The organism is Thiocystis violascens DSM 198 (assembly GCF_000227745.2).
Taxonomy (GTDB): domain Bacteria; phylum Pseudomonadota; class Gammaproteobacteria; order Chromatiales; family Chromatiaceae; genus Chromatium; species Chromatium violascens.
Window position 1 is genome coordinate 4,458,616 of the sequence record NC_018012.1, and the last position, 21,199, is coordinate 4,479,814.

At 63.4% G+C, this 21,199-nt stretch carries 15 protein-coding genes; 11 read left to right on the forward strand and 4 right to left on the reverse strand.

All coding sequences use genetic code 11. The annotated features are described in order from the left end of the window. Window positions 1-3 precede the first annotated feature (3 nt). The 4 genes from rng to tldD all read left to right on the forward strand — a co-directional run bounded on the left by rng (window position 4) and on the right by tldD (window position 8,425). On the forward strand, window positions 4-1,458 hold the full coding sequence (rng, locus tag THIVI_RS19815; RefSeq protein ID WP_014780306.1) for a ribonuclease G: 1,455 nt from the start codon (window positions 4-6) through the stop codon (window positions 1,456-1,458). 71 nt (window positions 1,459-1,529) lie between these two features. After that, complete coding sequence (locus THIVI_RS19820; RefSeq protein WP_014780307.1) at window positions 1,530-5,651, forward strand: YhdP family protein; 4,122 nt, start codon at window positions 1,530-1,532, stop codon at window positions 5,649-5,651. A gap of 208 nt (window positions 5,652-5,859) precedes the next feature. Further along, the gene (locus THIVI_RS19825; protein ID WP_014780308.1) at window positions 5,860-6,690 is read left to right on the forward strand and encodes a carbon-nitrogen hydrolase family protein; all 831 of its coding nucleotides are present in this window, start codon (window positions 5,860-5,862) and stop codon (window positions 6,688-6,690) included. Window positions 6,691-6,973: 283 nt separating this feature from the next. After that, entirely contained in the window at window positions 6,974-8,425 is a 1,452-nt protein-coding gene (gene tldD, locus THIVI_RS19830) for a metalloprotease TldD (protein WP_014780309.1), read from the forward strand. A 190-nt stretch (window positions 8,426-8,615) separates the two neighbouring features. Here the strand turns inward: tldD and THIVI_RS19835 are convergent, their stop codons facing one another. Both THIVI_RS19835 and THIVI_RS19840 read right to left on the reverse strand, forming a co-directional pair. Further along, window positions 8,616-11,723, reverse strand: coding sequence for a DEAD/DEAH box helicase (locus THIVI_RS19835; protein ID WP_014780310.1), 3,108 nt, complete (start codon window positions 11,721-11,723; stop codon window positions 8,616-8,618). Further along, the gene (locus THIVI_RS19840; protein ID WP_245537317.1) at window positions 11,720-12,256 is read right to left on the reverse strand and encodes a DUF29 domain-containing protein; all 537 of its coding nucleotides are present in this window, start codon (window positions 12,254-12,256) and stop codon (window positions 11,720-11,722) included. The genes THIVI_RS19835 and THIVI_RS19840 overlap by 4 nt, the downstream gene beginning before the upstream one ends. Before the next feature lie 154 nt (window positions 12,257-12,410). On the opposite strand from THIVI_RS19840, the gene THIVI_RS23075 reads away from it, so the two are divergent. Beyond that, a complete protein-coding gene (locus tag THIVI_RS23075; protein ID WP_014780312.1) occupies window positions 12,411-13,700 on the forward strand; it encodes a PAS domain-containing sensor histidine kinase in 1,290 nt (429 codons plus the stop codon). Continuing rightward, window positions 13,697-14,329 (forward strand): response regulator, encoded by a 633-nt coding sequence (locus THIVI_RS19850; RefSeq protein WP_014780313.1) that lies wholly within the window; start codon window positions 13,697-13,699, stop codon window positions 14,327-14,329. The genes THIVI_RS23075 and THIVI_RS19850 overlap by 4 nt, the downstream gene beginning before the upstream one ends. On the opposite strand, the gene THIVI_RS19855 is transcribed toward THIVI_RS19850, so the two are convergent. Next, complete coding sequence (locus tag THIVI_RS19855) at window positions 14,326-15,399, reverse strand: GGDEF domain-containing protein (RefSeq protein WP_014780314.1); 1,074 nt, start codon at window positions 15,397-15,399, stop codon at window positions 14,326-14,328. The two genes, THIVI_RS19850 and THIVI_RS19855, sit on opposite strands and share 4 nt — an antisense overlap. Further along, window positions 15,396-16,232: a PstS family phosphate ABC transporter substrate-binding protein gene (locus THIVI_RS19860; protein ID WP_014780315.1), complete on the reverse strand. Its 837-nt coding sequence runs from the start codon at window positions 16,230-16,232 to the stop codon at window positions 15,396-15,398. The genes THIVI_RS19855 and THIVI_RS19860 overlap by 4 nt, the downstream gene beginning before the upstream one ends. A 426-nt stretch (window positions 16,233-16,658) precedes the next feature. On the opposite strand from THIVI_RS19860, the gene THIVI_RS19865 reads away from it, so the two are divergent. From THIVI_RS19865 to THIVI_RS19885, 5 genes are read left to right on the forward strand one after another with little or no spacing between them, the layout of a single operon-like run. Beyond that, complete coding sequence (locus tag THIVI_RS19865; RefSeq protein WP_014780316.1) at window positions 16,659-17,060, forward strand: response regulator; 402 nt, start codon at window positions 16,659-16,661, stop codon at window positions 17,058-17,060. Next, window positions 17,047-18,246: a methyl-accepting chemotaxis protein gene (locus THIVI_RS26110; RefSeq protein WP_014780317.1), complete on the forward strand. Its 1,200-nt coding sequence runs from the start codon at window positions 17,047-17,049 to the stop codon at window positions 18,244-18,246. Before THIVI_RS19865 ends, THIVI_RS26110 begins: the two co-directional genes overlap by 14 nt. Window positions 18,247-18,259: 13 nt before the next feature. Then, on the forward strand, window positions 18,260-18,628 hold the full coding sequence (locus THIVI_RS19875) for a response regulator (protein WP_014780318.1): 369 nt from the start codon (window positions 18,260-18,262) through the stop codon (window positions 18,626-18,628). A gap of 14 nt (window positions 18,629-18,642) precedes the next feature. Beyond that, window positions 18,643-18,951, forward strand: coding sequence for an STAS domain-containing protein (locus THIVI_RS19880; RefSeq protein WP_014780319.1), 309 nt, complete (start codon window positions 18,643-18,645; stop codon window positions 18,949-18,951). 10 nt (window positions 18,952-18,961) lie between these two features. After that, window positions 18,962-21,193, forward strand: coding sequence for a chemotaxis protein CheA (locus THIVI_RS19885; RefSeq protein WP_014780320.1), 2,232 nt, complete (start codon window positions 18,962-18,964; stop codon window positions 21,191-21,193). The last annotated feature ends 6 nt before the right edge of the window (window positions 21,194-21,199 follow it).

Sequence of the window (21,199 nt, forward strand, 5' to 3'; positions counted from 1 at the left end):
TCCGTGAGCGAAGAAATCCTGATCAATGTGACACCGCCCGAGACCCGAGTTGCCGTGGTCGAAAACGGCGTGGTGCAGGAGATCATCATCGAGCGCGCCGAGCGTAGCGGTCTGGTCGGCAATATTTACAAGGGCCGGGTGTGCCGGGTGCTGCCGGGAATGCAGGCCGCCTTCGTCGATATCGGCCTGGAGCGCGCGGCCTTTCTGCATGCCTCGGATATTCTCGGCGTCCAGGGCGAGCCGCGCGAGGATCATATCCACGAGCTGGTGCACGAGGGCGATCTGCTAGTGGTGCAGGTGGTCAAGGATCCGCTCGGCACCAAGGGCGCACGTCTGACCACCAACATCTCGATCGCCTCGCGCTATCTGGTCTGCATGCCCGCGATGGCCAGCACCGGGGTGTCTCAGAAAATCGAGGACGATGAGGAACGGCGGCGACTGCGCGACATCCTGCAACGCTATGTCGACGCCCATGAGGGCGAGGGCGGTTTTATCGGCCGTACCGCCGCCGAGGGGGTGAGCGAGGAGGCGCTGTGCAAGGACATGGCCTTTCTGGCCAAATTGTGGCGTGGCGTGAAGCAGCGCTGCTCGGTGGTCAACGAAATTACGCTGATCCATGACGATCTCCCGTTGGCGCTGCGCGCGCTGCGCGATCTGGTGACGCCCGAGGTGGAGCGAATCCGCATCGACTCCCGCGCCATGTTGGACAAGGCCATCCCCTTCGCGGCCAAGTACATCCCGGAGATCAAGGATCGCATCGACCACTATCAGGGCGCGCGTCCGCTGTTCGATCTCTACGGCATCGAGGACGAAATCAAAAAGGCGCTGCTGCGCAAGGTGAGCCTCAAGTCCGGCGGTCATCTGGTGATCGACCAGACCGAGGCCATGACGACCATCGATGTCAACACCGGCGCCTTCGTCGGACACCGCAATCTGGAAGAGACGATCTTCAAGACCAACCTGGAGGCCGCCCAGGCGATCTGCCGGCAACTGCGGCTGCGCAATCTCGGCGGCATCATCATCATCGATTTCATCGACATGACCGAGGACGAGCACAAGCGTCAGGTGCTGCGCGCGCTGGAGAAGTGCCTGGCGCGCGATCATGCCAAGACGCATATCACAGAGGTCTCGTCCTTGGGTCTGGTGGAGATGACGCGCAAACGCACCCGCGAGTCGCTGGAGCATGTCTTGTGCGAGCCCTGTCCCTGCTGCGGCGGGCGCGGTTCGATCAAGACCGCCGAGACCACCTGTTACGAAATCTTCCGCGAAATTCTGCGCGAGTCGCGTCAGTTCGATGTGGAGACGCTGCTGGTGCTGGCCTCGCAGGAGGTGGTCGACCGTTTGCTCGACGAGGAGTCCGCCCATCTGGCCGAACTGGAGTCGTTCATCGGTCGCCCGATCCGTCTCCAGGCCGAGGCGCTCTACACCCAGGAACAGTATGACGTGGTGTTGATCTGAGTTTTTAGCGGGTTTCAAACCCGCTCCACGACAGGATATGTCTGGATCTCCGGTGCGAAGGCTATAAACCAATGCGTCGATTCAAACGTCTTTCCGCGTTTTCCCTGACGCTTGGTCTGGCGGCCTTGATCGCCCTGGCCATGCTGATGTCGGGGGCGCGGTTGGCGTTGCCCTGGTTCGAGGGTTCTCGGGATGCGCTGGAGCAGTCCCTGAGCCAGCGGCTGGGGTATCGGGTGACGATCGGCACGCTGCATGTGCGGCTCTCCGGTTTTGCGCCGCGCCTGGTTCTCGACCAGGTTCGGTTGTCCGATCCGCGCGCCGGCGCGCAGGCGCTGCGTCTGAAGACGGTGGAACTGGATCTGGATGTGCTGGGTTACCTGCGCCTGGCGTCACCCCAATTCCGACGCATCACCCTGGTGGGAGCGTGTCTGACGCTGGAGCGTTCTCGCGATGGCGGGCTGCGGCTCGTCGGGCTGGAGGCGCTGAAGAGCGATGACCCAAGGACGCTTGAGCGATTCCTGGGGCAGGGACATTTCAACCTCGTCGAGAGCGAGATTCGGTTGATCGATGCCGGGCGGGACGGGGTGCCGCTGCGTCTGACCGAGGTGAACCTGCAACTGCGCAACGCGGGCCGGAGTCATCGGCTGGATCTGTCCGCGCGTCCCGTCCCGATCGCTCCGGACGTCGCGACGGTTGGTCGCGATTCGACAAGACGCGATGCGTTCGGCGACGGGGGATGGGCCTCTGACCCGTCTGGCGGGCGAGACGCCCGCCCCCCGGACGGATCGAACGCCGGTTCCACCCAGTTGCAGGTGAGCGCCAAGCTGTCCGGGCCGCCGACCGATCTCCGATCCTGGAGCGGCCAACTCCATGCCAGCCTCGCCGGGACGGATCTGGGCTGGCTGGCGCCGGCTGAACGGCTGAACGGATGGACAATCGAGACCGGAAGCGCTCGGCTGGATAGCTGGCATCGGATCCGCGCTGGCCGGCTGGAGCGGTCGCTGCTGCGGGTCGACCTGCTCGGGCTTTCGCTTCGCCCCGGCTCCGGGGCGTCCGAACCGGCCGGGAATCCCGGCGAGCCTCGGTCGCTTGTTCTGCCGCGTGTGCGTGCGCTGGCGCGCGTCCGGCCACAAGACTCGGGTTGGCGGCTGGAGGTCGCCGATCTGAATGCCAGCGTCGGCGGCGCCGATCTCTCGGGGCTCGCACTCGATCTGCGGACGAACGGCGACGGGGCGGTCTCGCGTCTGGCGCTCGCCGCCGACCAACTGGAGCTTGCCGATGCCGTGGGGATTCTGCGCGCGAGTCCCTGGGGGCTGTCCGAGTCGGCGGCGCGCCTGGTGGAAGCCCGGCCGCATGGGCGGGTGACCGATCTGCGGTTGCGGGCCGAGGGTCTGCCGCCAAATCGGCAAGACCGGCCGTTGCGCTGGCAGGCATCGGCGACGCTATCCGAACTCGCGTTCGAGCGGACGGACGCCCTGCCTGGGTTCGCGGGTCTCGGCGCCCGTCTGTCCGCCGATCAGGATGGCGGCGAACTGCAACTCGGTTCCACTGGATTGTCTCTGGATCTCAGTCCGCTCTTCAGCGAGCGATTGAATCTGGATCAGTTTAGCGGACGGCTGGGCTGGCGGCGCGATCCCACCGGCCTCTGGCAAGTGTCCGGTCGCGATTTCCATCTGGAGAACGCCGATCTTGCCGGGCAGGCCCGTTTCGATCTGACGTTGCCCCAGGCGTCCGGTCCCGACAAAGTTAGCAGTCCCTTCCTGGATCTGCGCGCGCGTTTTCACGACGGCGATGCCTCGCATGTCCGGACCTATCTGCCCGTGGGCATCATGCAGCCCGACCTGGTCGGCTGGCTGACCGAGTCGATCGTCGCGGGGCGCGTGACCGAGGCCGACCTGGCGTTTCGCGGACCGCTCGCCGACTATCCCTTTCGCCAGCATCAGGGGCGGTTCGAACTGCTCCTGGCGTTCGAGGATCTACTGCTTGAGTATCAAAAAGGCTGGCCGCCGATCCGATCGGCCGCCGGGCAGTTGCGGTTTCTCAATCAGGGTCTGGACATCCGGGTCGAGCACGGTCGCATTTACGACAGCGCCTTTACCGACGGAGAGGTGCTGATTCCCGATCTCCGGGGACTGACACGGATGCGCATCCACGGCGAGGCGCAAGGGCCATTCTCCGACGGTCTGCGCACGCTGGCGGAGACGCCGCTCGCCGATCGTCTGGGCCGACTGGCTGGGGTCATGTCGGTCAGCGGTGAGTCGCGGCTCGCGCTCGACATCGATCTGCCTCTGGTCAAGCATGGGCATCTTGGGATCGCGGGACGTCTCACCTGGCCCGCGCCGGCAGCCCTGAGCATTCAGGGCACGCCATTGAGCCTGTCGGAGCTAGGCGGCACGCTGCGCTTTACCGAGCAGCGTCTTGACGCCGAGACGCTGACGGCTCAACTCTGGGGGCATCCGGTTCGCCTGTCCATCGCGACGGAAGGCGCGGACGATCCCGCCAATTCGCGCACCCGAATCGGCGCGCGGTCGCTTACTCCGGTCAGCGAGTTGGCACGGCGCTTCCCTAGCCCGACGTGGGCAAGCCTGGACGGCGCGCTCGATTGGGATCTGGCGGTGAGCTTGAAGAATCGCGAGATTGGCGAGGCGTTGCCGACCCTCGACTATCGCCTGTCCTCCCGCTTGCAGGGTCTGTCCATCACGCTGCCGCCGCCACTGGGAAAACCGGCTCCCGCCGCGCGGGATCTGGAATTGGCCGGAACCCTGACGCCAAGCCAGTCCCTGAAGGTGGCTGGTCATCTTGGCGATCTGGGAGCCAACCTGCGCCTGGATCTGGGGCTGGACACGCCCCGTCTGACCGGCGCGCATCTGCGGCTTGGCGCAACCTCGGCCCCCGCGTCGGAGCGGGCCGGCGTTTTCCTCGATGGCGTGCTGAAAGAGCTTGACCTGACGGCCTGGATGGATTGGTTCGAGTCCACGCAATCGCGTGCGAGCGCGGCGTCCGGGGCCGCACGCGCGGATGGCGGGACGCCTGAGGTGGCCGGAGTGCAGCTGCGGATCGACCGTCTGCGTCTGGGCGATGTCGATCTGCACGGGCTGGCGCTCGACATCGCCCCGCCGACGGATGGCTGGGAGCTTCGGGTGAGCGCCGATGAACTCGTCGGGCGGATTCGATTCCCGCCGACAGTGGAGAGCCGCCCGCTGGATCTGGCACTTGATCGGCTGGATTTAAGGCCACTGCTGTCCAGTTCCAAGGACAGCAAACGGACGCGCGTGGCGGACACCAAAGGGTCTCGACCCATGAAACTCCCCGCGTTCGATCTGCGGGTGAGCGATCTGCTCTGGGGCGATGCCTCGCTGGGCAGGCTCGATCTGGGGCTGCGTCATGATCCGTTGGGGATCCGGCTTCCGCGTCTGATCCTGAATGGCGGCCTTCTCGATTTGAGCGGCGAGGGCGAGTCGCTGCGCTCCGGCAAACGCGGACACAGCCGGATTGCACTGGCTTTGAAGTCTGTGGATCTGGGGGCGCTCCTGCGCGTGATCGATGACAAAAGCGCGCTGGAGGCCGGTCAGGTCACGGCGACGCTGCAACTGAACTGGCCGGGTGGATTCGGCGATTTCGACTGGCCGAAAGCAAACGGCAATATTGCGCTTCAGGTGGGAGAGGGACGGCTTCTGGAGGTGGAGCCAGGACTCGGACGGCTGCTTGGATTTTTGAATTTCGCGGCACTGAATCGACGCCTGGCGATGGATTTTACCGATCTCTATGGACAGGGATTCGCCTTTGAAAAAATGGATGGACGGATCAGGCTTGGCGACGGCAAGGCCGGTTTCGACGGCTTCGTCATCGACGGACCGGCGGGCAAGGTCATGGTCGAGGGTCTCGCCGATCTGGTGGCCCAGCGGTTCGATCAAACGGTGACGGTCGAACCCAAACTCGGTTCGAGCGTCGCGCTGGCGAGCGCGGTTGCCGGCGGCCCGGTGGTCGGCGCCGCCGTCTATCTGGTCGACCGGGTGGCGGGCAATCCCATCGATCGTCTCGGTCGCTATCGTTATCGGGTCACCGGACCCTGGAGCGAGCCCGCCTTCACACGCATTGGCTGGGAGCCGCTGATCGGAGCGAGCGTGATCGGCGAGGACGCCGAAACGTCGCCGCCCGCACCCGAAAAAAACCTGTTTCTGGATTTGGAATGAGCTTCCGGTTTCGGGGTGGTGGGTCTGGTGGTATCGTTCCAACAGTGACGCGGTTCCGGCCGATCCGTCTTGCGCCATTGGCAAGGCCCGGCCATGGCTGGCGCGGCGGGGCCAGGGACTGGCATCCGCGTCACTGGAATCGATTCAGCAGCCGATTAACAGCCGGTCCGATCCGCCCTCGCGAGCGTCGGACCGAGCGGTGAGCATCATGACAAAAAAACCCAAGCTCGGCGCGGTCCAGATGGCGACCGGTCCCAATGTCAACGCCAACCTGTTCGAGGCGGAGCGTTTGATCAAGGAGGCGGTCGACAACGGCGCCAGTCTCGTCGTCCTGCCGGAGAATTTCGCCTTCATGGGCAAGCACGGCCAGGATCAACTGGCGCTGCGCGAGACCGATGGCGAGGGTCCGCTTCAGTCGTTCCTGTCGCGTCTTGCCAAACAGCATGGCATCTGGCTGGTCGGCGGGACCATCCCGATGGTCGCAGAGGATTCCGGCAAGGTGCGCGCGGCCTGTCTGGTCTATAACGAACAGGGCGCGCGGATGGCCCGCTATGACAAGATCCATCTCTTCGATGTCACCCTGCCCGGCGCCGACGAACGTTATCACGAGTCGGCCTCCATCGAGGGTGGCGATCAACTGGTGGTGCTGGACAGTCCATTCGGGCGTCTCGGAATTGCGGTTTGTTATGATCTGCGCTTTCCCGAGCTATTCCGCAAGATGCTCGACAGTGGCGTCGAGGTGCTGGCTATCCCGTCCGCCTTCACCGCCATCACCGGCAAGGCGCACTGGGAGACCCTGGTGCGTGCCCGCGCCATCGAAAATCTGGTCTATGTCGTCGCTGCGGCACAGGGCGGTTTCCATCTGAACGGACGCGAGACCCATGGACACAGCATGATCGTCGACCCCTGGGGCACGGTGCTGGCGCAGATACCGCGCGGTCGCGGCTGCATCTGCTGCGCGGTCGACCGCGAGTTTCAGGACTCGGTCCGGCGCAACTTCCCCACCATCGATCACCGGCGTTTGAAATGCGCCTTTTAATGCTCCTTTTGAGGACGCAGTTTTTAAGGGGGCGGTTGGCAGTTGTTGGAAGCCTGTAGGGGCGAAGCGATTTGCCACGTCGGTTGCGCGGATGCAGGTACGGGCGAATGAATTCGCCCCTACGGCGATGCCGCGCAACATCCGCGTCGAGCGCATCGATCCGAGCCCTGGAACAGTGGGGGGTGGCGACAATTCCACACGAATACAATTAATGACACGCCCTGATCACTGCCACCCGTTCACACTGACAACTAAATGACTCATTATCGAGCCCGTTCCGCCTATGAATGACCCGATTGCCATTGCCCGCGACAGCATCCTGGCTCCTGCAGGGCTCGTCGAACACGATCTCGACCGTCTGCTGGGCCGACTGACCAGCTCTTGCGTGGATGCGGCGGATATCTATTTCCAGTCCAGCCGGCTCCAGTCCTGGGTGCTGGAGGACAGCATCATCAAGGATGGCAACTTCAGTATCGAGCAGGGGGCGGGGCTGCGGGCCGTCAGCGGCGAGAAGACCGGGTTTGCCTATTCCAACGAACTGCAATTCCCGGCCCTCGCGCAGGCAGCCGAGGCTGCGCGGGCGATTGCCCGTGGCGGTCAGGAGGCCCAAGTCAAGGTCGGCCATGCGCTGGCCGAGCGGCGGCTTTACGCCCCGATCAACCCGATCGAGAGTCTGGCCGATCCGGAAAAGGTCGCACTCCTGCATCGGGTGGACGAAGAGGCACGCCGTCTCGATCCGCGGGTGCGCGAGGTGACCGCGAGCTTGGTCGCGGCTCAGGATACCGTGCTGGTGCTCGCCGACGACGGCAGTCTGGCGGCGGACATCCGCCCGCTGATCCGGATGAGCGTGAACGTCATCGTCGAGCAGGACGGGCGGCGCGAGCAGGGGTCCAGCGGTGGCGGCGCCCGCACGGATCTGGGGTATTTTCTGGCCGAGGATCGCGCCCTGGGCTATGCCCGCGAGGCGGTGCGTCTGGCCCTGACCAATCTGGATGCCGAGGACGCGCCCGCCGGAACCATGACCGTGGTGCTGGGCGCCGGCTGGCCCGGCGTGCTGCTGCACGAGGCCATCGGTCACGGACTCGAAGGCGATTTCAACCGCAAGGGCAGTTCGGCCTTCGCCGGGCGTATCGGCGAGCGAGTCGCCGCGCCGGGCGTGACCGTGGTCGACAACGGCACCCTGGCGGGGCGGCGCGGTTCGCTCAACATGGATGACGAAGGCACCATCACCCAAAACACCGTCCTGATCGAGGACGGCATCCTGCGCTGCTACATGCAGGACAAGCTCAACGCCCGGCTCACCGGCAGCGCGCCGACGGGCAACGGCCGACGCGAGTCCTACGCCCATCTGCCCATGCCGCGCATGACCAATACCTACATGCTGGCCGGCCAGCACGATCCCGCCGAGATCATCGCCTCGGTCAAGAAGGGGCTGTATGCCGTCAACTTCGGCGGCGGTCAGGTCGACATCACCTCCGGCAAGTTCGTCTTCTCCGCCAGCGAGGCCTATCTGATCGAAAACGGCAAAATCGGCCGTCCGGTCAAGGGCGCGACCCTGATCGGCAACGGGCCGGACGTGCTGACCCGCGTCAGCATGATCGGCAACGATCTGAAGCTCGACGAAGGGGTCGGCACCTGCGGCAAGGAAGGCCAGAGCGTGCCGGTCGGGGTTGGTCAGCCGACCTTGCGGGTGGATGCGTTGACGGTGGGCGGGACGAGTCAGGATGAAACCTGAAAAGAGTCGTTGAACCGCAAAGAGCACAAAGAACGCGAAGAATTTCAATTTCTTGACTCGATGACGGCAGTCACCCAAAGGGTGATTGGATGCGCATTGCAAGTCCTTGTTTTTATTTGTATCCTTTGCGCTTTTGCGGTTCCAAATGCCGGATTGAGGCGGTGTGACGAGAAACAAAGCGTGCCGATTGTTACGCCGGGCGCGCCTCCTCGAACAACGCAGCGGGCATCGGATGCCGCAGTTCCCAAGTCATCTGGATCGGTCGCTCCCCCTGATAAGCCAGCAGCGATTTGGCCGGACCGAGAAAGAGGAAGGGCGCCGTCTCGCCGTCGATTCGTTTTTGCAGCCGAGCGAAGAACAGGACCGTATAGCCGCGTTCCTGAAAATGGATGTAGTTCTGTCCAGTGGCGCTGTCTTGCGTGGCGGTCGACTGACTCTCCCAGTGCAGTTGGCTAGGGCTGATCGGGTAGTCCCGATAGCGGGTGGTCGGCGAGAAATCGCGGTCGTCTTTCTGGAAGGTGACGAGATGAATATACGCCTTCAGATGCCCAGCGTGGATCACGCCCTGGCCAACCGGTCCGGTTTGATGAATGCTCGCCAGCCCTAAAGCGGCCTTGATCTCGGCCAGACCGTAAGCACCGTGTCGCTGAAGATCACAGTCAAAGGGCAGCTCAATTGGCTGTAGCGGAATGGCTTGGTGTGTCCTGCGCCAGGCGGCAATCTCGGCGGCATCGGCGGCGACGCTGGGATTGGCGCGCCATTTGGCCAACGACTCGGCGAGCGTCTGCACGCCGATCTCCTCGGCCTTTTTGCCCCACAGCAAATAGTGTAGCGCCGTTGCGCGTGCCTCACCGTCTCGGGCTGCCGGATCTGCCATATCAGGATGCTTCGATAATTCCTCGATGGCGGCCAGTTGCGCCGGATCGGTTCGCAACACAATCCGCGCTAACGCCTTCTTCGCCTGGGCCAGATCCGGGTCTGCGGGTGCCGCTTGCCTTGTTGCCAACGCCTTCCATTCTGACCAACTGTGTTTCGCGAGGACCTGGATGGGAGAGAGTCCGGTGGCCTCAATAAAGCGACCAAAGGTTAGCGGTTCTCTCATTTCCTGGTGCCAGGTCTGGATGGTCTCTGGGATAAAGTGGTTCAGGTGATTGAGCACCGCACGGATCTTGTTCAGTACCTGCTCCCGCGCTACCCGTTCAAGTTGGATGGAGCAACCGGGCGGCAGGCTGGGGAAATCATTTTCGATCTCGCGGTCGATGCGCTGGCGTCGATTCGACAGCAGGGCGGTAAATTTGGTGTCGAGTCGGTAGCGACGATGCGTCTGACCGACGAAGTCGAGCACGGTCAGGCAGTCTTTTTCGGGTGCGTGACGCAACCCGCGGCCGAGTTGCTGGAGAAACACCGTCAGACTTTCGGTGGGGCGCAGGAACATCACCAGATTGATCTCAGGCACGTCGACACCTTCGCTAAGCACGTCGACCGTGAAAAGAAACGGCATTTGACCGTCACGGAAGGCGCGCAGACGCTCGGCGCGAAGCTCAATCGGGGTATCGCCCAAGAGTTCGGCGGCCTGGTATCCGGCCCGATTGAATTGGTTCGCCATGTACCGGGCATGCTTGACGCCGGCGCAAAAACCGACCGCGCGCACGGTCGAGAGATCCGGTTGGTAGCGCTGCAGTGCCTGCAGAATCGTGTCCACGCGTTGGCGGGCGCGAAAGTCATCGCCGGTGAACAGGTTGTCCAACGCGCTGCGATCGTAGCGTCCGTTGCGCCAGAGCTGATCGTCGCTGAGATCGATGCTGTCGCTGACGCCGAAGTAGTGGAACGGGCACAGCAGTTTTTCTTCCAGTGCTTCGGGGAGGCGAATCTCCGCCGCGGGCTGATCATCAAAGTCTGGCAGGATGCTGCTGCCGTCCATGCGCTCCGGGGTCGCGGTCAAACCCAGCAACATCTCCGGCTGCAAATGGTCGAAAAGTGCCCGATAGCTGCTAGCCGTCCCGTGGTGAGCCTCGTCGACGATGATGTACCGGAAATGGTCAGCGCCGAGCCGGTTCCAAGGCTGTCGGTGATTCAGCGTCTGCACGGATGCAAACACATGCCGGTACTCACTGGGTTCCTGTGCGTTAGCCCAGAGTTCGCCGAAATTCTGATCGCGCAGCACGGTGCGGAAGCAGCCCAATGCCTGCTCTAGGATTTCCTTGCGATGCACGACAAAGAGCAGCGGCTCCCGGCGGCCAGCGGCCTCGCTGTGACGGCGATAGTCCAGCGCCGAGATCACGGTCTTGCCGGTCCCCGTCGCCGACACGATCAGATTGCGGCGCGAGCCGCGCTGGCGGGCGGCGTCCAGGGCTTCAAGGATGCGCAACTGAAACGGCCGTGGTGTGATCTCGGCAAAAAATGGCGTGCCGTGGTGCGCGCGCGCCTGATGTGCCGCGATGGCTTGACGGAAGCGGTGGAAGTCCTGCTTTTCATAGGACTCGAATTCGAGGCTTTCCCAGTAGGCGGAGAATTCGGCAACGAACCGCGCTAGGATCTGCGGCATGTCCTGCGCCGTAACTTTGACGGTCCACTCCAGACCCAGGGTCATGGCGGCGTGCGACATGTTGGCGGAGCCAATATAGGCGGTGGAATAGCCGCTTTCGCGTACAAAGTGGTACGCCTTGGCATGCAGTCGGGTGCCGCCGGTGTCATAGGAGACGCGGACGCTGATGTTCGGTTGTTGCGCCAACCATTCCAGTGCGGTTGGGTCGCTGGCACCCATATAGCTGGTGGAGAGAATACGGATCGGAACCTTGCGTTCGGCGAGCCGCTCGAACGCGGGCATTAGCAACCGTAATCCCGACCATTTGATGAACGAGATCAGGATATCGACCCTGTCAGCGGTCGCCATCTCGGCGCGCAGTTCGTGCTCCAGTGGTGGGTCATGTCCAAGACCGGTGAGGAGTGTGCTGGTGGCTAGCGGCGTCTGAGGGCGTGGCAATCGCTCGCTCCCAGCACCAATTGCCGTTAGCAGGGATTTATCGGCTCTGAGCAGACGCTTACGCGCCAGATAGTCGAGACCGTCGGTGGACGACAAAAGTTCGATGATGCGGTTCAAGAGTGGGATGCGCTGCTCCACGGCGGTGATCCGGAGCGCCTGGACCAGGAGTTGGTTGATCAACTGCGCATAGGCATGTGGCGCCGACTCATCATCGAGCGCACGCAGCACGGGCCTCAACTCGGGCTTGGCGTCGAGCAGTTCACGCAGATCTTCATCGAGGAGTCGTTCATAGATGCCCGACGGTAGCGAGTTCAAGCGATTCGATCCGTCGATGGTTTTAGGTCTGGTTGTGGCCAGTAATCAGGATCCAGCAATTCATCGAGCGTGTAGAGCCGGCGCGTTGGGAACACCTCGTCATCGAGTCCGGTTTCCCGGATCGCGAGGCGGCGCCCGTCGCGCCAGCTGCGGGCAAGCGCGGTTTCCAGAATGGCGGGGCTTTTCAGACCCGGATTATCCTCGACATGATCGCGCAACCGGTCGCGTTGTTCCTCGATCGTCAATCGCCAGGATCGCTCATTCGCTTGCGTGCGTTCCATCTGAAATTGCCATTTCAGCAAATGTCCGATCAGCACGGCCAAGCGGTTGGTCAGTTCCCTGATTTGCGACTTGCCCATGCTTTCCACCTCGTCGGCAAGGTTCGCGATGTCCAGCGCATCGAACTGGCCCGCCCTGAGCAATGCCGTCTGCTCCTGGGTCCAGGTGAAAAAATCGGTGTTGTAGCCTGTCATTTTCGATACCCTGCTTCGCACACGATCGGCGCGACCGTTAAACTCAAGGCTTGCCGACAATCCTCTACAAGTCAAGATTCAACCGCAAGGGCAGTTACACTTCGCCTGTCCAGTTTCTGAAAGGCTGGATCAACGCGCAACAGGAAGAAAAAAAGGTAGCATGGCCCACTGCCCTTGGAAGGCGAAAAACCGAGGGAATCTCGGGAGGACTCCCATGACTCAGAAGCCGAATGATCGCCAAGACTCTTGCGGCCAGCCGCCCTCTTCGACGCACGAGCAATCCGTTCAGGCCAGTCCGCGCCAGCGCGCCGAGGAACATGGGGATGCGATGGATCGCCCAGCCTTCCAGGCATGGACGCCCGAAGAGACGGAACGGCTGCTCGATGAGTTGCGCATCTATCGGATCGAGCTGGCGATGCAGAACGAGGAACTCTGTCGGACACGGGAGGCGCTAGAGGTTTCCAGGGCACGTTTTTTCGACCTCTACGACCTGGCTCCGCTCGGGTATTTGGAACTCACTGAAACCGGATTGATTCTGGAGGCCAACCGCGCCGCGGCCAGCCTCCTTGAGGCGACGCGAGACAGCTTGGTCGGCCAGCCCCTGAGCAGTTTCATTCTTCCCGAGGATCAAGACAGCTATTACAGATGCCACGGACAGCTCTGGACCGGGAGCGAAAGACAGTCCTGCGAACTGCGCCTGCGGCATGCGGACACCGGCTTCCGCTGGATCAGGCTGGAAACCAGTCGCCGACCGATGGCGAAGGGCGAGACGCCCGGATGCCTGGCGATCCTGAGCGACATGACCGAACAGAAGAAGCAGGAACAGGATCTGCTGCGATCGAGAACCAAGCTGCGCGCACTGGCGGCCTATCGGGAAAAGGTCAGGGAGGACGAGCGCGCCCATATCGCCCGGGAACTCCATGACGATCTTGGCCAATACTTGACCGCCCTGCGTCTCGACGCCAATCTGATCGAGATGCTGTTCGCCAAGGAGAACGCCGAACTGACCAAGCGGGTGGAGGGCATGAAGCAACTGATCGATCGCGTCATCGCCGTGACGCGTAGCGCCATTAGCCGATTGCGGCCCATGGTCTTGGATTTTGGCATCCTGTCCGCGGCGGAATGGCTTGTGGCCGATTACCGGAAACGTACGGGAACGCTCTGTCATCTCGACATGCTCGACCCGGAGCTTGAACTGAACAACGACCAGGCGACCACCGTTTTCCGCATCCTTCAGGAGTCCCTCACCAACGTCGCCCGACATGCCCAAGCCACGTGTGTGGACATCCGGATGAGGTCGGCCGGCGGCCTGCTCTACCTGAACGTGCACGATGACGGTCGGGGCTTCGACCCGGCCGTGGTGAGAAACAAGAATGCGTTCGGGCTCATGGGTATCCGCGAGCGTCTCATCATCTACGGTGGCACGCTGAAAATCGACAGCCAACCGGAACAAGGGACGACCCTCGAGATCGTTCTCCCCATCAAAAGCGGGCAAGCATCATGATCCGTCTGCTGATCGCCGATGACCACGCCGTGGTTCGCCAGGGGTTGCTCCAGATTCTGGCCTTGAACGAGGATATCCGCGTGGTCGGCGAGGTGGCGGACGGTTGGCAGGTGATCGACTGGCTGAGAACCGCCGACTGCGATCTGCTGTTGACCGACATGAGCATGCCCGGACCCAACGGGATCGCATTGGTGAAACGCGTGAAAGAGGAGCATCCCGGATTGCCCGTGCTCGTGCTGACCATCCACGGCGAAAGTCAGATCGCGGCCCGCGTGCTCAAGGCCGGAGCCGGCGGTTATGTGACCAAGGACAGCGAACCGGCCATCCTCCTGGCCGCCGTGCGTCAGGTGGCGAGCGGTGGGCATTTCGTCTCGTCCGACCTGGCTCAGCGATTGGTGTTCGAAACGGGTCTGGCGGGCGATGTGCCTCCCTGTGAACGGCTGTCCGACCGGGAGTACGACATTTTTCTTCGGATCGTTCAGGGCAAGCGTCTGAGCGAGATTGCCGAAGCACTGCATGTGTCTCCCAAAACCGTCAGTACCCACAAAATGCGACTCATGCAGAAGCTGGACGTGAAATCAAACACCGAGTTGATGCGTTACGCCATCCAACACGGCCTCATGTCCTAATCCGGCTCCAGTGCGTTCATCCCATCCTGGCGTTCATCCGTCGCCCTGTCGCCCGCCTCCGCGTCGATCCAGCAATTGCGGCCGGCGTTCTTGGCGCGATACATGGCCTGATCCGCGCGCTCGACGTACGCATGGAGCGACATTCCTGAGCGATAGGTCGAGAGTCCGAGACTGATGGTCACCGGCTCGCCAAGCGAGAAATCCTCGCGCGCGACGAGGTCACGCAGTTTCTCGGCGAGTTCGCGGGCCTCGGCCTGGTCGGTATGGGTCAGGAGGAGCAGGAACTCCTCCCCGCCCCAGCGTACCAGATAGTCGCTTGAGCGGATCGTGCCCGCCACCAGCTCGGCCAGCCGGCGCAGAACACGATCCCCTGCGCAATGGCCGTGTACATCGTTGATGATTTTGAAATGGTCGATGTCGAAGAGCAGCATCGACAAGCGCAAGCCGTAGCGCGTGGCCCGTTTCACCTCCTGCTCGAACACGGGTTCGAGGGCATAGCGGTTGAGCAGTCCGGTCAGTGCGTCATGCTCGGCCAGAAAGCAAACGGTCTGCTCGGCCTGGCGTAGCCGGCGCAGTGGAAAATAGCTGAAGAAGGCCACCGCAAGCGCTCCGACCGCGCCGGCGATCAGCGCCAATGTCAGATTCCGCCAGAGCAGCGGCCGCAGCGACACGCTGGTGTTCAGATACCCCACGACGACGCCCGCATCCAACAGCGCCGTGCGCTGGCGCAGGGCAGGGGGCGCCGGACGATCCCCAACGGCGAGGATCAACCGATCGGCGTCCGCGTTGACGCATTGGCAGATCGAGATCCCCCGCATTTGCGGATGCAGCAGCGTTTGCAGACGGCTTTCCTCATAGATCCAGTACGTTGGATTCGGGGCAATCACGCGCTCCATGATCTGATTGGCCGTGACCTCGGACAGGGTGGCGAGGATACCGGCGAGATACTGTTTTTCGAGAAAATAGTGGACGCTGGGGACGGCGATGACCAGGGCCAGCACCACGGTGGAGAGTCCCCCAAAGAAAAGATTGGCGAAATGTCCCCGGACGAGGCTGAACAGTGCGCTCATGGCGCTGGCGTGACGGCCAGGCCGCCGTCGGCCTCGATGATCGCGCTGCCGGGCGTGGAAAACACAAACTCGATGAAGTGCCTGACGTCGTCCTCGGGATCCGCGGCCGCCACCAGCGAAAAGACCACCGCCAAGGGATAACGGCCGCTGGCCAGCGTCTCCAGGGTCGGCTCCACGTCATTGAAACGCAGGATCTTCAGGTGCGGGGCCTCGCTCAACACCTGTGCGTGCGCCCCATACCCGAAGGCGCCGGGAATCCGCTCGATGGCCAGGACGTTCTCCTGGGCGGTGAGGGTGATCGTCAGATCCGGACGCTGCAACGCCGCGTCGAGCGCCGCCGCGAGATCGGCGTCGAACTCGCGCAGAATCTGCGTATCCACATCGTTCGCTGCCCGCAGCACCGGTCGACAGCGACGGCCATCGGACCAGTTGACGCGGGTGCCCCGGTAGATCTCGATCAGGGTCTCGGTCGTCAACCCGCGCTCCGGGATCGTCTCTTGGGCGATAAAGACGAGCGGCGTGCGCGCATAGCGAAGCACGCGCAGTCCGAGCGCCTGCTCCGATTCCGTTAAGGGACGCGCGGCGAGTGCGAGATCAAGCTGTCCATCGCTGAGCGCGCGCACGCCGCCACCCGTGCCCAGACTGGGCAAGAGCGTCACTGGACGGTCGGGATGCAGCGCTCGATAGGCATCGATCAGGTGCCGCATGGTGCCGAGCGCCCCGCCGGTTCCCCCGATCACGAGCGGCTCGGCGCTCAGTGCCCGCGGGACCGCCCCCAGGATCGAGATCGCCAGCCACAGGATGCCAAACAGGCGCGCGGTTCCGATGCACATTGGCGAATCTCCCAAGATCGACGTCGTGACGGGGAGACAGACCCCGGAAACACAGCGAACCGCCCGCCGAGGGCAATCCATCGTCCAGCGATCGCTTGCGCGCCGGCTTGCCGTTTCTCACTGAATGCCGCGTGTCTCGAACGCCATCGCGAATCGATGATCGTCGGTCGGAGGCGATCGCCGCGGCCCACCGCGCAAGCCCGAGAGAAGTGTAGGCGGTTTGTTGCTGGTTGCTCCTCGGTTTCTTCCACGAGATCCGTGACATCGATCGCATCGTCAAGCGCCGGTCGTGGTCGCGCGCGCGTCTGTCAGGGAAACCCGACCGTCGGCGGGAGATTCTCTGACCTCGCAACGTCGTCTTGCCTGATCGTTTCCTCGCGGCCCCGGGGGTAAGCTGCAAGTCTTGAAAATCGAGGCGAGATAGCCATGCGAGTCCTGATCGTCGATGACAGTCCGGCAGTCTGGCGGCGCCTGTTCGACATGCTGGAGGAGTTTCCCAGCGTGTCCCTGCTAGCCTACGCCAATACGCTCGCCGAAGCGCGCCGCTTTCTGGCTGGCTGTCGGCCGGACTTGTTGGTGCTGGATCTCTCGCTGCCCGACGGCAATGGTCTGGATCTGTTGCAGGGACTGCGCGCGGCCGGAATGGACACCAAAGTGGCCGTGTTCAGCAACGACCCGGACTTACGGCGACACAGCCTGGACCGGGGAGCCGACTGGCATTTCGACAAATCGTTGGAGTTCCCCCTGTTGCTGTCCCTGTTGAGCGACCGGGGGTATTGGCGGGAACAGGGCGTCATCGTCGGGAGCCGCGCGCATGTCGAATCCTGAAGCGGGTGGACTAAGCTGGTGGCGGATCGCGCTCCCCGCCGCGATGGGATGCCTGGGCGCTGGGGCGGTCATCGCCGCGCCTGCCGTCAACCCGCTGGTTTGGGCCGGCGTTCTGGGCGTGGTCGGCGCCGCCGGCAGCGTCGCGACCGCCCGCGGGGGACGGATCGCCCGCGCCGCCGCCGTCGCCGCTCAGGCCAAAAGCCTGGCGGAGCGCCCGCCGCCGCCCGCCGCCGTCGAGGGACTGGACGACCTGTGCGTGCAGGTGCTGCCCATCTGGTGCCGTCAGGTGGAGACCGCCCGGTCCCAGACCGAGGAGGCCATCACCCGTCTGGCCGAGCGGTTTGCCGGTCTCCATGCGCGACTGGAAACCGCCATGAACGTGTCGCACCAGACGGCGGGCGATCTGGTCGGGGAGGGGACGGGCAGCCTGTTGGCCATGCTGTCGGACAGCCGTCGGGAACTCGATCAGGTGGTGGTGGCCCTGCGCGCCGCCGCCAAGGCCAAGGAGGCATTGCTCACGCAAATTCAGGATTTGTCGGCCTTTACCTCCGACCTTCAAGCCATGGCCGCCGCCGTGGCCAAAATCGCCGGCCAAACCAACCTGCTGGCGCTCAACGCCGCCATCGAGGCGGCCCGTGCCGGGACGGCGGGACGCGGTTTCGCCATCGTCGCGCAAGAGGTGCGCAATCTCTCGGGGCTCTCGGGTGAGACCGGCAGGAATATCAGCGACCGGGTGCGGGCCATCAACCAAGCCATCCTGCAAACCCGCCTCACGGCGGAACAGTACGCGGAGCAGGATGCCCGATTGGCGCAGGGGGCCGAGCGCGCGATCCATGAGGTCGTGGACAACTTCCAGCGCGGCGCGGACGGGTTGTCCAGCTCCGCCAAGGTGCTCCAGCACGAAAACGGCGCCGTTCAGGAAGAAATCGCCGAGGTGCTGGTGGCGTTGCAATTCCAGGATCGCGTGAGCCAGATCCTGCGCCAGACCACGGGCGACATGGAGCGCCTGACGACCTATCTGGAAGAGACCCAGACCCTGCGCGCGCGCGGCGTCAAGTCCGAGGCCATCGATGCGACGCATTGGATGGACGAGTTGTGCCGCACCTACACCACCGCCGAGCAGATGGACAATCACGAGGGGGTCCAGTCCTCCTCAAACGAGAGTTCGGATATCACGTTTTTTTGAGATGGAGATTGACATGAGCAAGACCGTCATGATCGTGGACGACTCGGCAAGCATTCGCCAGGTCGTCGCCATTGCATTGAAAGGCGCCGGCTACGACGTGGTGGACGCCTGCGACGGGCAGGATGCCCTCGCCAAGTTGGATGGGCGCAAGATTCACCTTGTCATCAGCGACGTGAACATGCCGAATCTGGATGGAATCTCCTTCGTCAAACAGCTCAAGGCCAATCCTGCCTACAAGTTTACGCCGGTGATCATGCTGACCACCGAGTCGACGGCGGAGAAGAAGCTCAAGGGCCAGGAAGCCGGGGCCAAGGCCTGGATCGTGAAGCCCTTTCAGCCGCAGCAGATGTTGAGTGCCGTGGCCAAGCTGGTCTTGCCCTGAGGCGGGAGAACGCCATGAGCGAGACGAACGGACACCCCGGTCTGCGCCTTGAAGGCGAGGTGACCATCTACAACGCCATTGAGATCAAGCTGCGCCTCCTGGAGACGCTGGCCCGCGCGGCGAATCCGGAGGTCGATCTGTCCGCCGTGACCGAGCTGGATACCGCCGGGCTGCAACTGCTCTTGTTGGGCAAACAGGAGGCCGCCCGTCTCGGCAAGACGCTGCGCTATCTGAACCACAGCCCGGCGGTTGTGGAGATCCTGGATTTCTGCAACCTGATCGGCCGGTTCGGCGATCCCGTTGTGCTGGTGTCCAACCCTTGAGGATGCGTTCATGAACATGGACAAGGCACTGGAAACGTTCGTCGAAGAGAGTCGGGAACTGCTGGCCGCCATGGAAGACGCCCTGCTGACCTTGGAGACCGCCCCTGACGACGCCGACGCCATCAACGCGGTCTTCCGCGCCATGCACACCATCAAAGGCTCGGCCGGCATGTTTGGCCTGGAGCACATCGTTGCCTTCGCTCATGTGGCGGAAAGCGTCATGGACCGGGTGCGGGATAACGCATTGAGGATGGACGACCAACTCGCCGCCCTGCTGCTGGGCTGCGAGGACCATCTCGCCACCCTGATCGAGGGGCTGGCGGACGGACACGAAACCATGGATGCCGACCTGGCCACCGCCGACGCCGCTCTGGTGGCTCGTCTGGGGGGCTATCTGGATCCGCCGCCGGCGAGCGAGATCGTGCGGTCCGACGCGGGCGCCGTCATCCTGGAACGGATGGAAGGGGGCCGGGTGGAGAACGAGACCTGGCACATTTCGGTGCGTTTCGGGCCGGACCTGCTGCGCAACGGCTACGATCCCCTCTCCTTCGTGCGTTACCTGGGCACCCTGGGCGAGATCATTCATGTGGAAACCGTGAGTGACGCGCTTCCCGGCGCCGCGGAGATGGATCCCGAAACCTGCTATCTGGGCTTCGAGATCCGTCTCGCCACCGAGGCGGACAAGACGACCATCGAATCCGCCTTCGAGTTCGTCCAGGCCGATTGCACCCTGACCATTCTGTCGCCGCATAGCCAAATCGGCGCCTACCTCCAGCTGATTCAGAACCTACCGGAAGACAACGCGCGTCTGGGCGAAATCCTGGTGGCCTGCGGCAGCCTGACGGACCGGGAGTTGGCGGAAGGTCTGTTGTTACAGGACGTGGACAATGCCACCGACGACGACACGCCCGCGACCCTCTCGACGCCACCCCTGGGCGAGATTCTGGTGCGGCGCGAAGTGGTGCGTCAGGAGGTCGTGGACGCCGCCCTGGATAAGCAGCGCCGGTCCCGCGAGGCGAAAAACCGCGAGGCGCGGGTCATCCGGGTGGACGCCGCCAAGCTGGACGAACTCATCAACCTGGTGGGCGAACTGGTGATCGCCGGGGCGGCGGCGGAGTTACTGGCGCGACGTAGCCGCAACCGCGGACTGGTCGAGGCCAACACGGCGGTGGGCGGACTGGTGGAGTCCATCCGCGACAGCGCCCTGCGCCTGCGCATGGTGGAGATCGGCGAGACCTTCAACCGCTTCCGCCGCGTGGTGCGCGACGTCTCCCAGGAACTGGGCAAGGACATCGAGCTGGTCATCACCGGCGCCGAAACCGAGTTGGACAAGGCGGTGGTCGAGAGAATTGGCGATCCCCTGATGCATCTGGTGCGCAACGCCATGGATCATGGTATCGAGCCGGCCGAGCGGCGATTGCAGCAGGGCAAGCCGGCGCAAGGCGCGATCCGGCTCAACGCCTATCACGAATCGGGCAGTATCGTCATCGAAATCAGCGACGATGGCGGCGGCCTGAATCGCGAGCGCGTCCTCGCCAAGGCCGTGGAGCGCGGCTTGGTTCAGCCGGACCAAGTCCTCGGCGAGCAAGAGATCGACAACCTCATCTTCGAACCGGGTTTTTCCACCGCCGAGCAGGTGACCAATCTTTCCGGGCGCGGCGTGGGCATGGACGTGGTGCGCCGTAACATCGATGCCCTGCGTGGCACGGTCAGCCTGGACAACCGGCCAGGGATGGGCACCACCGTCAGCATCCGTCTGCCGCTAACCCTGGCGATCATCGACGGCTTCCTGGTCGGGGTCGGCGAGTCCGCCTACATCATCCCCCTGGATTGCGTGGTCGAGTGCCTGCGCTTCGAGACCGCAGCGGTGGGAGAGGGGCACGACTGCCTCAACTTGCGTGGCCGCGTTCTGCCATTTCTGCGCCTGCGCGAACTCTTCAAGGTCGGCGGCCAGCCCACTCGCCGTCAGAACATTGTCGTCATTCACTACGCCGGTCAGCAGGTCGGACTGGTGGTGGATCAGTTGATGGGCGAATTCCAGACCGTCATCAAGCCGCTAGGACCGTTGTTGAGTCACCTGCGGGGCTTCTTTGCCGGTTCCACCATCCTGGGCAGTGGCGACGTGGCCATGATTCTGGACATTCATGAGCTGATCCAAGTGGCAACTCAGCGTGAAGGCGGTTTCACAAGCGCGCGCGGGCGAGCGTCGCCAGCCCACTCTGAAACCGATCCCTCGTCATAGACGCAC

Bases quoted from the DNA above. Each gene is read 5' to 3' on its own strand.
- THIVI_RS19880 (WP_014780319.1), top strand. From the start codon at position 18,643: ATGAGCGAGACGAACGGACACCCCGGTCTGCGCCTTGAAGGCGAGGTG.
- THIVI_RS19860 (WP_014780315.1), bottom strand. From the start codon at position 16,232: ATGTGCATCGGAACCGCGCGCCTGTTTGGCATCCTGTGGCTGGCGATC.
- THIVI_RS19865 (WP_014780316.1), top strand. From the start codon at position 16,659: ATGCGAGTCCTGATCGTCGATGACAGTCCGGCAGTCTGGCGGCGCCTG.
- THIVI_RS19820 (WP_014780307.1), top strand. From the start codon at position 1,530: ATGCGTCGATTCAAACGTCTTTCCGCGTTTTCCCTGACGCTTGGTCTG.
- THIVI_RS19875 (WP_014780318.1), top strand. From the start codon at position 18,260: ATGAGCAAGACCGTCATGATCGTGGACGACTCGGCAAGCATTCGCCAG.
- THIVI_RS19855 (WP_014780314.1), bottom strand. From the start codon at position 15,399: ATGAGCGCACTGTTCAGCCTCGTCCGGGGACATTTCGCCAATCTTTTC.
- THIVI_RS26110 (WP_014780317.1), top strand. From the start codon at position 17,047: ATGTCGAATCCTGAAGCGGGTGGACTAAGCTGGTGGCGGATCGCGCTC.
- THIVI_RS23075 (WP_014780312.1), top strand. From the start codon at position 12,411: ATGACTCAGAAGCCGAATGATCGCCAAGACTCTTGCGGCCAGCCGCCC.
- THIVI_RS19885 (WP_014780320.1), top strand. From the start codon at position 18,962: ATGAACATGGACAAGGCACTGGAAACGTTCGTCGAAGAGAGTCGGGAA.
- tldD (WP_014780309.1), top strand. From the start codon at position 6,974: ATGAATGACCCGATTGCCATTGCCCGCGACAGCATCCTGGCTCCTGCA.
- THIVI_RS19850 (WP_014780313.1), top strand. From the start codon at position 13,697: ATGATCCGTCTGCTGATCGCCGATGACCACGCCGTGGTTCGCCAGGGG.
- THIVI_RS19825 (WP_014780308.1), top strand. From the start codon at position 5,860: ATGACAAAAAAACCCAAGCTCGGCGCGGTCCAGATGGCGACCGGTCCC.